Source organism: Gilvibacter sediminis, assembly GCF_028561565.1.
GTDB classification, from domain to species: Bacteria; Bacteroidota; Bacteroidia; order Flavobacteriales; family Flavobacteriaceae; genus Gilvibacter; species Gilvibacter sediminis.
Map to the genome: position 1 here is coordinate 717,662 of NZ_JAQQTE010000001.1, position 12,821 is coordinate 730,482.

At 36.8% G+C, this 12,821-nt stretch carries 14 protein-coding genes; all 14 read right to left on the reverse strand.

Annotated features, from left to right (window positions below; all coding sequences use genetic code 11):
- Positions 1–4: 4 nt before the first annotated feature.
- Complete coding sequence (locus tag POW22_RS03260; protein ID WP_272831157.1) at positions 5–1,972, reverse strand: hypothetical protein; 1,968 nt, start codon at positions 1,970–1,972, stop codon at positions 5–7.
- Entirely contained in the window at positions 1,972–3,684 is a 1,713-nt protein-coding gene (locus tag POW22_RS03265) for a hypothetical protein (RefSeq protein WP_272831158.1), read from the reverse strand. The genes POW22_RS03260 and POW22_RS03265 overlap by 1 nt, the downstream gene beginning before the upstream one ends.
- On the reverse strand, positions 3,685–4,848 hold the full coding sequence (locus POW22_RS03270; protein ID WP_272831160.1) for a restriction endonuclease subunit S: 1,164 nt from the start codon (positions 4,846–4,848) through the stop codon (positions 3,685–3,687).
- Positions 4,848–6,314 (reverse strand): type I restriction-modification system subunit M, encoded by a 1,467-nt coding sequence (locus POW22_RS03275; RefSeq protein WP_272831162.1) that lies wholly within the window; start codon positions 6,312–6,314, stop codon positions 4,848–4,850. Before POW22_RS03275 ends, POW22_RS03270 begins: the two co-directional genes overlap by 1 nt.
- Positions 6,311–6,730, reverse strand: a complete 420-nt coding sequence (locus POW22_RS03280; protein WP_272831163.1) for a hypothetical protein — start codon at positions 6,728–6,730, stop codon at positions 6,311–6,313. The genes POW22_RS03275 and POW22_RS03280 overlap by 4 nt, the downstream gene beginning before the upstream one ends.
- A 2-nt stretch (positions 6,731–6,732) precedes the next feature.
- Complete coding sequence (locus POW22_RS03285) at positions 6,733–8,211, reverse strand: type I restriction-modification system subunit M (protein WP_272831165.1); 1,479 nt, start codon at positions 8,209–8,211, stop codon at positions 6,733–6,735.
- Between the two features lie 160 nt (positions 8,212–8,371).
- Entirely contained in the window at positions 8,372–8,593 is a 222-nt protein-coding gene (locus POW22_RS03290; RefSeq protein ID WP_272831166.1) for a hypothetical protein, read from the reverse strand.
- A 13-nt stretch (positions 8,594–8,606) separates the two neighbouring features.
- Positions 8,607–8,957: a thermonuclease family protein gene (locus tag POW22_RS03295; protein WP_272831168.1), complete on the reverse strand. Its 351-nt coding sequence runs from the start codon at positions 8,955–8,957 to the stop codon at positions 8,607–8,609.
- A 142-nt stretch (positions 8,958–9,099) separates the two neighbouring features.
- A complete protein-coding gene (locus POW22_RS03300) occupies positions 9,100–10,023 on the reverse strand; it encodes a hypothetical protein (protein WP_272831170.1) in 924 nt (307 codons plus the stop codon).
- A 2-nt stretch (positions 10,024–10,025) separates the two neighbouring features.
- Positions 10,026–11,291, reverse strand: a complete 1,266-nt coding sequence (locus POW22_RS03305; RefSeq protein WP_272831171.1) for a hypothetical protein — start codon at positions 11,289–11,291, stop codon at positions 10,026–10,028.
- 11 nt (positions 11,292–11,302) lie between these two features.
- Complete coding sequence (locus POW22_RS03310) at positions 11,303–11,701, reverse strand: hypothetical protein (RefSeq protein ID WP_272831172.1); 399 nt, start codon at positions 11,699–11,701, stop codon at positions 11,303–11,305.
- Positions 11,702–11,712: 11 nt separating this feature from the next.
- Entirely contained in the window at positions 11,713–12,084 is a 372-nt protein-coding gene (locus tag POW22_RS15435) for a DUF6804 family protein (RefSeq protein ID WP_419180992.1), read from the reverse strand.
- Between the two features lie 163 nt (positions 12,085–12,247).
- Positions 12,248–12,532, reverse strand: coding sequence for a membrane protein insertion efficiency factor YidD (gene yidD, locus POW22_RS03315; protein ID WP_272831174.1), 285 nt, complete (start codon positions 12,530–12,532; stop codon positions 12,248–12,250).
- Entirely contained in the window at positions 12,532–12,765 is a 234-nt protein-coding gene (locus POW22_RS03320) for a hypothetical protein (RefSeq protein WP_272831175.1), read from the reverse strand. The genes yidD and POW22_RS03320 overlap by 1 nt, the downstream gene beginning before the upstream one ends.
- Positions 12,766–12,821 lie beyond the last annotated feature (56 nt).

A 12,821-nucleotide genomic window follows, 5' to 3' on the forward strand; every position in this document is an offset into this window, starting at 1 on the left:
TCACTTAGTTAAGGTCATAATTTTCACGATCTACGCGTTCTCTCTCAATGTTTTTATCGATCCTATCAATCAGAGAACTTAGAAAGTTCTTGAATTCATTACTTTCAATATCATTTAGTTTTTCTAAAAGTAATTTTCTCTCTTCGTACAATTTCTCGGCAGAAATACCGTGAATTGAGTAGTTAATGAATTTCGAAGATAGAACCTCTCGGACTTCTTTAATATCTGCGTTTTCCCTTACTAATTTCAAGGCTATTGGATCCCAAACTCTTTGTTGCTCATCGTTCACAAAATCAATCCTCATGTATTTTAATGCAATTACTGGATAACTAGAATCAAGTTTGGACCAATTATATAATTTACTATTCTCGAACTTGTAATGGTTTAAAAAATTGTTTAAACCAAAATTGCTCTGAACCTTTCTGGTGCTCAAGTACTCTCCCAGAAATGGCCATGAATTGTCCCAGTAGTTTTGAAACAAATGATGTAATAAGCGGTCAACAATTCCTTCATTTCTCATACTGTAATCCTGGTATTCAATTAGAATTTCTTTTGTAAGAAAATGAATTCGTTCTGGTTCTGGATCATCCTTTAAGGACGATATTATTAAGTCTTCAATATGAAAACTAGAATTAATAGAAGTTCTGAAACCGAGTAATTTATTTACCCATAGGAGTTCATTCAGATGGTCTTTTAATTCCGCCCAGCGATTGTTATTTCTACGTAGTAATTCCCAGATGAGCTGTAATGCAAAGGAGTGATTTATATCCTTGATCCACGCGGTTACTCTTATGACCTCTTTGGAAGTTAAAGGAGAGAGATTTACATATTCTATATTATTTAAAAGACTAGGTTTATTCGTGAAAATCTCCTTACACTTATCAATATCTTCGGCTTTGATAGAATTCAAATGGTTGATAGCTCGTATTCCATGAATTGTAGTAGCATTATTGGAAATTAGTAGGTCAATTGCACTTCTAGTGAATTCGTCGTCCCCTACGCCAATTATAAAACCCATAACAAAGGCCGAGTTATGTATTTTCGGATCAATTTCTAAATATGACTCATATACGGCCTTTAGAATTTCATCTCTATTCGTGACCTTTTTTCCTAAGACTTCCGCAAAAGCAAATGTTTGTCTCTGATCGCCTTGCAGTAAAATCCCTAAATGTTGAATCCAATCTACTTTTTCATCAATGAAACGAGCAGCCAACTCTTGAGCTTTGGATTTAGAAATATCTTGATACTGTCCTGTAGCCGTCATAACGTTTACCCAAGGTGCTTTTACAACCAACGCTATAAGTTCACCTTCGGGTGTTTCCGGATAATACTTTTCTAACAGATTATTAACCCTTTTAAAAACATCATCCTTTAATTGATATCGATCAGATATTAATGGGACGAGCTTCTCTCGTAAAGAATCCGATAGACCATTTTGTTCAGCTATTTCTTCAATAGCATCTAGCATAGAATTCGATGAGCCTTCAATTAGTTGTTCTTGAAGTCGGAATATGATAGCTTCTAGAGCAGCCTCGTTCATTGGGTTATCCTTGTCTACAGTTATTCCTTTAAGTTTATCAATAACACTATCCCAGTAATTATTGGCCTGATCTGAAGAAGGATAAAATTGATTTTCTTTAATGGCTTCTTCATCTGTTCTCAAACTTCCTCTAAACTGATAAGCTTTCATTGCACGACTATAAGCACTTATAATAATGTCTGACATACCATGGTTGTCTTCTAATTGTTGCAATAATTCCAATCGATTATCTAAGCTTAAACAGGTGTCAGCCAAAACTGTTTGAAACATGCCAATGAAAGAGTAAGACGCTTTTTGCTTTAAGGAGGTTTCTTTATTTGATAAATCAAATAATAAATTGATTGCGTCCACTGCCGTAGCTTCAATATGAGCTAGTTTTTCTAAAGTTTCAACTGTGTGCCAATCAGTCTCAATTAGTTGTGACAAATCCATTACATTCTACCGATTTTATCTTTCATTATTTCTAATACAACTTCTGGAAAAGTTGTTGCAAGCATTTCCAAAAATTTTGCCCCATTCGGACTATCAACAAACGAATTGTCACTTAATATTCCTGAAGGCCCTGTTATGTGATCTAAATTTTTCTGTATTTCAAGAAGTTTGAGGAAAGGTCTCTTGAAAAAGTACCAAAGACGAGCATTGGAAACACCTTCTATAATTTCATCTAGATTATCTACATCATTGTTTATCCAATTATTTACTAAATCGTTTCGGAAGCCATTCTGTACTATATAATTTCCCTTTCTCTTAATTAGATTTTTAGATTCTAGTTCTTCAATCAAATCCTCCAAATTTTGCTCAGATGTCTTGATAAAAAGGGTATTAATTGTTTCCAACTGATTTGCATATTGCCCAGAAACCCCGACTTGTTCGAATAATCCCACGGCGGTTAGGAAAGAAATTGCGCCCTTTTTCAAGTTTTCAGGTCCTACCAATCTTTCAATTAGTTCCAATGACGGTTTTGATAGGTCTTCTGCACTTGCGCCTTTATTAATCAATGAAATAAAAGTCTCAAGGTCATTTTCAACTGCTTCAGAAAGAATAGAGACTTCCATAGAAGGGAACCGAGATGCGGCTGTGGCATTAAATACTTCGTCCTTAAGACTGCTTTCGACTAGGAGTTTATTGGCAGTTGTGACTTTATTTTCACTATCTAAGGTTTCAATTGTTAATAATCTAACCTTTGAGTTTTTAAAGTATTTGGCTAATTGATCGTGATACTTATCTGAACAATTGTCAACCACTAACCATTTGTGTTGATCCATATCCTTTAGCTCTGCAAGTTGCTTAGAAATGTCACCACCAACGGCGCTATCCGTATCGTGATAAACTATACGATCTTCAGAAATGAGATCCGTCGTCGTGCCATCTTCTCGAAAACTCTCCATTACGAGTCTTGTTTTACCTATACCTTCACTACCAACTATCCTAATTGGCTTATTAGCATTCTCCATTAGGAACCTAATTTCTCCTATTAGTTTTTTAGCGTAAGGTGTATCCTGATATGGAAATGGGTGATCGTTTAACCATTGCGAATAGATCATTAAAGGCCTAAGCTTTTCAATTTGATAGGCAATACTTGCTTTTATAGCGAAACGTATTGCTCCTTCAAGAGCTTTTGATAGACTATTGAATTCTTTTTTAAATTTTGCTGATTTAAGAGCTCTTTCATTAGACAAATTATATGTTATTGGCCATCTTAAACCGGACATGTCAACTGGCAATTCAGAGGGGTCGCCAAATGCGGTATTCATAACTAAAACTGTCCTGTCAAAATCCTTTAGAGCCCAAGAGTAACCTGTTTCAAGGAGTACGTTAGGATTTGGCGCTGGCTTTAGATTGACGGGCTTATTAATTTCTATTAAGTATACTTTAGAATCTTGGAAAAAATTAATTCCCTTCGATTGCCAGATTTTTGAAGATGTATAAGTTATGTCACCTATAAAAATATCCGAACTTCGGGACTGTTTTAACATGGTTTCAGCAAGAGGAGGATTACCTCCAATTTCATAAAACCCCTCTACTAAGTCAATTTTATATTCCGTTACTCGAGAAATGGCATCAACTATGGCATCTCGAATAAACTTGTGATTAAGTTTCGCATCTATATCAGATTGGTATGAATAAAAAACGCGATAACCCATTTAAAAAATCTGATTAATTAGACTTCTTTGAAGTGATTTAGAGCTTTCTACTTGACTCCTAATGACTTTGTTTGATTCTTCCAATTGATCCAACTTATTTGATTCAACGGCAATAATTTCTTTGTTTTTAGGAATAGATACTTTGAATTCGTCTACATCTTTAGGTGTAATAGCTGGATAGCTTGTTCCTGTCATCCGGTCTTCGCAATATCTAGTGAATCTTTTTGAGAAGAACTGATGGAATACGAAACGATTTAAATTAGAATCATTCATCTTAATAATTGCGGTGCCTGTTGAAGCTATTATATCCTTTCCGTTTTTAACAAATGCAAATGCTTTTTGATATGGACGAACCATGGCTAGAACAATGGAGTTGTCAGTAACAACACGTTTCGCCCTACTGGGTGCTTCACAATACTTCATTCTTTTTAGCTCTCCGATAATTTTGGGCTCAACGATACTAGCCAAATCCAAATATTTAAATTCGTAATTAGGATCAGTTTTGGAATTCAATGAATTGGAGTTAATGGAAGAAATTTTACCAAGCTTAATGAACTCCCATTCTATGTTCTTTTTTGAAAATAGATTATCTACTAAATTAAAATAAGCGTTGTCCAACTTATTTAATAAATACAGTTCCTTCTCCACCACCTCATCCATCGCCCAAAGCAGTTCAGCAATTTTGGCTTGTTGGTCTTTGGGGGGGAGGAGGAATTCGTAGTTGGCTAAATCCTTGAATTTTACACGAGGTGAAAGTCCGCCAGCAGAATGCTTTATTGCATAGTCAAAGAATTTTTCATTTTGCACTATAAACGGCAATAGTTCTGGCATTAAATCATCATTGGCTCTCAATACGGTAATATCACCTGAGCATATGCCGCTAAATTCAGCTTGTGCTGCTTTTTTTAGATAAGCTCGTCTTCTACCAAATAGAACATCTCCTTTGGTAAATTTTTTTGTAAAGGTTGTAGTTTCTTCAATACCCGCAGAGTTCTTCAAGTGAATATTCTCAGATTCTATATGCTCCAAGCCTACAACATGCTCAACTCCCTCAGCAAGTGGGTTTTTACATGACTCTTTGGGCTCGTAGATAACATCACCAAATTTGACTAACGTCCAATCGGTTTTATCAATTGATACTTTTTGCTCTAGCACGGCTTCCATTAATTCTCTAAAACTTTAAATAATTCGTTCATTGAATCCTGTAGTTCTAAGCCAGAATTCTCCCAATTTTCATAAGCGGTATCAAATGCTAGAATTTTATCCGCATCACTTTTCGCAGGTTGAATATATAGGCTTACAGACATATTTCCTTTGTTATTTAAAACCTCGCTAACATCCCTTAAAGAAGAAAAGTTTTTAATGTTGTTGAACTCCTGATAGGCACTAAAGATTTTTTCTATATGCTCCTCCTTCAGAAAACCCATTGTTTTTTCTTGTTTAACCTCTTCTACCGCATTAATAAAGAGAATTTTGTTTTTTCGTTCTTCGGATTTTCTTGTCTTCGTTATCAACAAACATGCTTCCATTGGGGAATTATAGAACAAGTTTGGTCCTAAACCAATTACACACTCAACGAGATCTGCCTCTATCATTTTTCGTCTCATTGCAGCCTCAGATTCTCTAAATAAAATGCCGTGCGGCCATAAAGAAATAGAGCGACCATTTTCTGCATCTAAACTTTGCTGAATATGCTGCTGAAAAGCATAGTCTGCACAGCCTTGCGGTGGTGTGCCCCAAATATTACGACCGTAAGGATCATTGTTAAAAGCTTTTTGGTCCCAGGCCTTAATAGAGTACGGTGGGTTGGCTAAGATTACATTAAAGGTTTTTAATTGGTCGTTATGTAAAAAGGCTGGGTTGGCCAGCGTGTCACCACGTACAATACTAAACTCTTCTATGCCGTGCATAAACATATTCATACGGGCAATAGCCGAGGTAATCAGGTTTATCTCTTGGCCATATAACTTCAGGGTACGGTATTCCTTACCTTCTTCTTTTAAGTGGAGTGCACAGTTTAGTAAAAGCCCTCCAGAACCACATGTTGGGTCATAAACAGATTCTCCGGGCTGTGGGTCCATAATCATGGTCATCAGCTTTACTACCGTTCTGTTGGTGTAGAACTCTGCGGCTGTATGGCCGCTATCGTCCGCAAATTCTTTTATTAAGTATTCATAGGCGTTACCCAGTTTATCGTCTGGTATATTCCTTAAGCTTAATTTATGCTGGGAGTAATGTTCAATTAGGTTGGTAAGCGTCTCGTCACTCAAGCGGTTTTTATTGGTCCAAGAGGCGTCACCAAAGATTCCATAAAGGGTATCTGGGTTGGCTTTTTCTATGGCGCGCATGGCATCTTGCAAAGCCATACCCACATTTACCGTGGTTTCACGCACGTCATTCCAATGAGCTCCTTCGGGTACTTGAAAATGGTGATGCTCTGCAAAAGCAGCGTACTCTAAATCACCATCGCTTTCTTCTAAGGCCTTCTCAAATTCCTCATCATACACATCGCAAATGCGCTTAAAGAAAAGCAGCGGGAAGATGTACTGTTTGTAGTCTCCAGCATCAATAGTACCGCGCAGTAAAACTGCAGCACCCCAAAGGTATTTTTCTAGTTCTTGTTGGGTCATTTATTTATTACTTCAAACATTGTTTTTAATGATTTAATATCATTATCAGTCAAATCATTAATAATCAATTGATACATAAATCTATCATTCAAAGAAGTTATCATTTTTTCCGCCATCCACTCGCAATGAAATATCCGATTCGCAGAAACTTCTTTGTTGTTAACTATGTGTTGGATTAAAAATAGTTTTTGCGCGGGATTATTTTCTAAATACGGCCATATCTTGCTAACATTAAATTCAGGATGTCTTTGACTATACTCTATTTCAAAAACAACTAGCCAATCATTGATAATCGCATAATTGTCAGCCTTACCTATTCCGGGGCCGTAATTGAATTCTGAGTTCGATAAAGAAAGACCAAACTTTTGAGCGATATTATTACTATACAGAATATTTCTTTCTTGTGTCTGCCCCACTATTAAATGAATTTCTTCAAAATGGATTTGAACTTCTCTTCTGCAATCAAACTTTCCTCCCAGGCTTGTTTTAAATCTGCTAAAGCGTCCTCGACAGAAGGTAAATTGTCTTCAATTATTTTTTCCACATAAAGAGGAATGTTGAGGTTGTAGTCATTCTCCTCAAGATCTTCTATTGATGCCACTTTTACATGGTTCTCAACGTCTTCATAATTCTTAAACCAGTCAAAAATTTGGTTTACGTGTTCAGCTTCTAAATAGTTTTGAGCCCGGCCAACTCTTACTTGGTCAGATCCATCAATAAACAAGACTTTCCCTTTCTTGTTAGCCTCTTTATTCTGTTTAAAGACCATGACACAAGCTGCTAGCTGAGTACCGTAGAAAATGTTAGGCCCTAAACCAATAACAGCTTCTAATAAATCTTGTTCTAACAGAGCTTTTCTAATTTTTCCTTCCGCCCCTTTTCTAAACAGCGCACCGTGAGGTAGAACAACTGTCATACGACCCGTGCTATTCATAGATTTGATCATATGCTGCACCCAGGCCATGTCGCCATTTCCTTTGGGAGGCACCCCGGCAATGTTTCTGCCAAAAGGATCATTGGCCCAGTTTTCTGCTCCCCATTCTTTTAATGAGAAAGGGGGATTGGCTATTACACAATCAAAAGTCTTCAAGCCGTCTGCTTCAAAGAAAGCTGGATTCCTCAAGGTGTCTCCACGAACAATTTGAAAGTCTTCAATGCCGTGTAAGAACATATTCATTCGAGCAATGGAACTGGAAGTTAAGTTCTTCTCTTGTCCGTAGAGCTTCAATGTGCGGTAATCGTAATTCTCTTCTTTTAAGTGGTCTACGCACTCTAGCAGCATTCCACCAGTTCCACAAGCAGGGTCGTAAATGGACTCGCCTTCTTTAGGGTCTAAAATCAAACCTAAAAGATGAACCACGGAACGTGGAGTATAAAACTCCCCCGCCTTTTTATTGGTTAAGTCTGCAAAGTGTTTAATCAAATACTCATAAGCTTGCCCCAGAATGTCTGGTTCAACCAGTTCATTAGATAAAGTATATTGAGAAAAGTGTTCAATGAGATCAATCAATAAACGATCAGAAAGTTTGTTCTTGTTAGACCATTGGGCATCTCCGAAAATTCCATAGAGATATTCTTGGTTGGCTTTTTCAATGCCTCGTAAAGCCTTTTCAATTGCCAAACCAACGTTCGTTGTAGTTTCACGTACATCTTTCCAATGACAGTCCTCCGGAATTTCAAATCGGTGAAATTCTGGTAAACTGGCGTACTCAATGTCACCGTCAGATTCTTTTAAAGCAATTTCGAACTCTTCGTCATAGACATCAGAAATTCGTTTAAAAAAGAGCAAGGGGAATATGTAAACCTTAAAATCTGAAGCATCAACCGGTCCTTTAAGTATCCAGGCGGCTTTAGATAAATATTGTTCTAGTTGGGAAATGGTAAGCTTTTCGCTCATCAAAATATTATTAATCAATCTATTTGCTCCTTCAAGCGTATACTCAAAGAAGTTCACGAGTTCTAAAAATTGCAATCAGAAATTTTGACTACAGGGGAGGTTTAAAGTTAAACAAACCTACTCAAGTAAAAAACCTTTGAGGGCATCGGTTTTTCCATAATTAATCTTCCCACCCACACAGCGTTCTACCCATATTTCTGGCTTCCTCTAGGCTTACTTTATAAACCTTGGTGGAGCATCTTGAAAGGCCTCGGCAATCCTTGTCGTAATGGTATCGTTTGCTTTTGGGGCCTTTACAGACATAAACACTGCCTGCGTTAGGGCCAAACGAGGTGCTCAGTACAAAGACCAGGGTAACAAATACTAATACTAATTTTTTCATAGGGGTGTATTTATTAGTATCTCCATTCCCAAGGTGGGATAGGAGTCTTGTCTGCCCATAAACCGAGTTTTTGTTCACGGGCTGTGTCTTCCATTTTTTGGAGGTTTTGGTCTTTGGAGTATTTGCGGTAATGCCAGGCCAAACCGTTTTTTAAAAGCTCTTCATTTAAAATCTTGCCCTCGTCATAATACACCCAGCCTATATAACGGCCGTAGCGATCTTTCCCTTGAGTTTTTACCCTTACCTCTTTCCCGAAGATAGCCTCTGACGCAAAACCCTTAGCTTTTGTTGAAAAAGGCTGCTTGCGTTCAGGGCAGTCTATACTCGCCAATCGGATCTTGTGAGTTACTGAATCCTTGGTCAACAGTTTAAATGTGTCCCCGTCAGTTATAGCTATGACTTTGCCGCTGAGGGTTTCTTGGTGATACTGAGAGCTTTTGTTTAGCTCAATTGAGTTTATTGGTTTGAAGCCACTAAGGACAATAAGCAATACAACAATGTGTGCTTTATGAAGCATTGATTAGGAAGTCTTTAATTACTTTATCTACACTTGATGGGATATCAGTTGACTTAATTTTATACTTTTTTATTCCCATTTGTTTAAACCAATTTTCCCAATAAGCGTTTAATACATCCAATTCGTAAGGGTTGGAAGGATTTTTTGTGTCAAGACCTAGTACTAATACTTCTAAGTCCTCTAGACCTTCAGACGCAGGAATAAAACCATAATCTCCATTTTCCATTTTTGCCTTCCAATCAGAGCTGTTTAAAGGCAAAGTCTTGGTGTACTTAGGGGTAAGATAGGAAGTTCTATTTTTTTCACGCATGACAGTTTGATCGTAGTACATATAACCATCGGTTAAAATGATAAGTATGTTCCTGTGGCAACTGCTTATGCAATAGTCGTTAACATGATCTTTAAAGAATCTCCAAATATCAGAGCCAGGGTAACCTTGTTTTTCAATAGCGTCCGCTTGAGCGTAACTGTACAATGTAGAGGGCAGCGAATTGTACTTCTCAAAAGTGTTTTGAATTTCCGCTTGAGGAGAGTCTTTAGTGAAAGTAACCTCTAATTCATGAGCTATTTCATTAATTTTCTTGTTGCTCGGTTCTGGGTTAAAATAAAGCTTCAACCGATCTTCTAAAAAAATCAGTTTTTTGCTTTTTACATGGTCCAAGTAGGCTTCAGAAATACTTGCCAGATATGCAGAGTCTTTGGAAATAACCTTATTGTCTTCAATACGATCAGAAAGGTCTAAAAGCACACTAATGTTGAGGTTATTTACTTTGTTATTCTGTATATGTTCTAGACATGGTCCTGAATTGGACGCGGTACTTTTTTTGGCAGTACTTTTTTGTGTCGGTTCTTCAATACAAGAAAAGCAAAGAAGTAAGAACATCAAGCCTAGGATTTTTGATTTAAGTCTCATTATTACAGGGTCTTAGTATATACTTTGTTTTGGTAGTTATCTACATCTAGATCAAGCTTCTTTATATGGTCATCATAGACTTGACGACATTCGTCTAAGTAAGATCTTGTCTCGTCATGTCCCATGGCCAATGAAGCGGAAATATATTCTTGCCAGCCTTGTAAGTACTCGGCGGAAAGCGCTTTGTAATTGCGAATAGGTAGAATAAAACCGTCAATGATATTTTCAAGTTCAGAACAACGTTCCTTTATGGTACGTATCTCTTTATTGATGATTTCAATAGCATCTTGAATTTCCTCTTTGCTTCGCTTTGTATTGTTAATTTCTAGTTGAATACCATCTATGAATCGCTGGATTTTATCACGATCAGAATGTTCTTTCATTACAAAATCAAAGACCAATCCCCAGATGATATAAGAAATGAATCCAGCGAAAATGATAACCCAAAAGCTAGGGTCCCGAAAGGCATAAGCTATTGAAAATACGGGGTCTTCATAGGTCTTATTTAGATTGTAAATCTTCTCATCAATGAGGTAAGCAAGAATGGCATCAAATAAAAAAGTTACTACAAAGAGTAAAATGACTTTTAAAACGTTCAATCGACTTTTTTTGTGTTGGAACATGTGAATTAAGTATCCTAATCCAAAGAACACAAAGGGAATAAATATGATGAATCCTAACTCAAGCAGCCCATCTTCATAAGCAACACTCAAGGCTTGAGGATAGAACATTCCACCAAAAAGATCTACCGATGGATTAAAATCTCTAAAAAATCCTGAATACGATGTAGAGACGTAAAAGATAAACAGGTATACGCTCAGTGGAATTAAAAAGGATAAGCCGATCCAAAACTTAGCGGTAGATCTATTATCAACGGGAATTCCATAATCCCTAGGGTTTTTGCGCGCATTTATAGCGTCTTGTTTAAGCCTCTCTATATGATTGTTTATCTCAGATTTTTGGACTTTTAGTTGTTCTTTTTCTTCCTCTCGATTGAGGAGAGTGGTCCTCTTGCCTTTCAATTCCGTCACATAAGGTTGCTTGAGCTGATTTTGTTCTGCGTCTTCTTCCTTGCACTTGTTTTCGAATCTATAGTAAATGGCATCCAGACTAGCCTTCAAATTTTCAGATCGTCCTCGACAAGATCGTGAGGAGTTTTTTCCATCATGGAAATAGGTTATTCGTTGCTCTTCAAATGTGGTGGTCTGTTCTGAATTGCTTTCTTCCTTAGTATTCTTAAGTTGGGTAAGTTTTTTAAGTAGTCCCATAATTGCTAATCTTATAATTCTTTCAATATCTCTTCCTTATTCATCCCTTGCTTGGCACAATCCAATAAATAATTACTTAAATCTTCAATGTTCTCATCCAGAAATTCGAACTTCCGGCAATACTTTTTTAGAGTGTTCAGTTCATCATCTGTGATAACTTCATCAGCCCAAATCATTACGGCGAAATCATATAAGTATTCGATTCGTTTTTCAATGGTCTGAGGTATAGTTACTTCACCGCGGTGACCAATGAGAATGTCATCAAGTTCTTTTCTGGAAATATTTCTTTCTTCTGCAAAGCCATAGAGGAGCTGCATCTCTCTGGCACTGAATTCCTCATCCGATAATGCTATTTGATAAAGTCTTAAGAAGTGACTCTTTATTTCAGCTGTGATTGGATAGTGTTTCATGTGTAATTGTGTTAATAGTATTTGTCTCTACCGTGGGCTTTTGAGGATCTTTTAGTGGACACCTTTACATTGGACTTTTTTGCTTTTTTCTGAGTTTCTAGAATGAATAGAATTCCGCAAATCAAATCAACAACGATCCATTTATACTTTTCATAGGTGAAAATCGGAATCACTGGGTTGAATAAATACGCGATCAATAAAAAGACTAATAGTTTAGAAGTGTCCTTCCTTTTATTCCATGCAATGATTAATGCGCCTAGTGTAACAACCCATCTTAAAACCCAGTAATACCAGGAAGGGAAAGGGAGGAGCGCTAGAAATAATATTCCCGCACATATCCATGCAATTATATTCAAAGGGATTAAACTAGAATTGGTGGTCAAGGTGATGGTTTTTAGCTATGCTTGAATCAAACCTACTCAGACCTTTCAATATTTCCTTACGGAAAACCGCATTACTCCTTGGCTAACTACTTAAAAACCTAATGTTTGTGGAGGCTTTACGGTTGATATTATTTACTAATTTATGGGTGACGTGGCAGTGATATCAACGAATTCTTTGTTTGAATAGGTCACTTACTTCTTCCCATTCAATTTTCTCACCGGTTCGTGTAATTAAGAATTTTATCGAACTAGAGTTATTGATTGAATACCCTGGTCTACAGTTTTTATATCTAAGCTTAAAAGCTTTCAGTCCAGCACTAAGACCATTTGTCTTCGTAATATGGTAGACATGGTTTGAACAAGATTCTTTATAAATGCATTTAGGTCTAAATCCCTTGGGAATTAGTAACCAATAAAATCTAATAATTATCAGTAGTAATATCTTCATTAAACTTGATAAAAGACTAACATTTGTAGACTTAAATTATATCCTGGCTTACCCCCTAAGCCAAAACATCCAGCTTCAGGATGAACGAAGGAAGAAACACTTTCAAGGCGTTGATATGTCCATCCTCGCTCGGCATAATTAACAATCATCTCTTCGAGCTGCTTAGAAGCTTGTTCAGACTTATTTCCTTTAGGGTTTAAGACGGGTGTGAATGGTATTACTTTGTATTTCATATTAATTAAATTCAAGTTTAGTTGACATTGATAATACAACCATTGCCTTTGTTGAT

Bases quoted from the DNA above. Each gene is read 5' to 3' on its own strand.
- POW22_RS03260 (WP_272831157.1), bottom strand. From the start codon at position 1,972: ATGGATTTGTCACAACTAATTGAGACTGATTGGCACACAGTTGAAACT.
- POW22_RS03265 (WP_272831158.1), bottom strand. From the start codon at position 3,684: ATGGGTTATCGCGTTTTTTATTCATACCAATCTGATATAGATGCGAAA.
- POW22_RS03270 (WP_272831160.1), bottom strand. From the start codon at position 4,848: ATGGAAGCCGTGCTAGAGCAAAAAGTATCAATTGATAAAACCGATTGG.
- POW22_RS03275 (WP_272831162.1), bottom strand. From the start codon at position 6,314: ATGACCCAACAAGAACTAGAAAAATACCTTTGGGGTGCTGCAGTTTTA.
- POW22_RS03285 (WP_272831165.1), bottom strand. From the start codon at position 8,211: ATGAGCGAAAAGCTTACCATTTCCCAACTAGAACAATATTTATCTAAA.
- POW22_RS03290 (WP_272831166.1), bottom strand. From the start codon at position 8,593: ATGAAAAAATTAGTATTAGTATTTGTTACCCTGGTCTTTGTACTGAGC.
- POW22_RS03300 (WP_272831170.1), bottom strand. From the start codon at position 10,023: ATGAGACTTAAATCAAAAATCCTAGGCTTGATGTTCTTACTTCTTTGC.
- POW22_RS03305 (WP_272831171.1), bottom strand. From the start codon at position 11,291: ATGGGACTACTTAAAAAACTTACCCAACTTAAGAATACTAAGGAAGAA.
- POW22_RS03310 (WP_272831172.1), bottom strand. From the start codon at position 11,701: ATGAAACACTATCCAATCACAGCTGAAATAAAGAGTCACTTCTTAAGA.
- yidD (WP_272831174.1), bottom strand. From the start codon at position 12,532: ATGAAGATATTACTACTGATAATTATTAGATTTTATTGGTTACTAATT.
- POW22_RS03320 (WP_272831175.1), bottom strand. From the start codon at position 12,765: ATGAAATACAAAGTAATACCATTCACACCCGTCTTAAACCCTAAAGGA.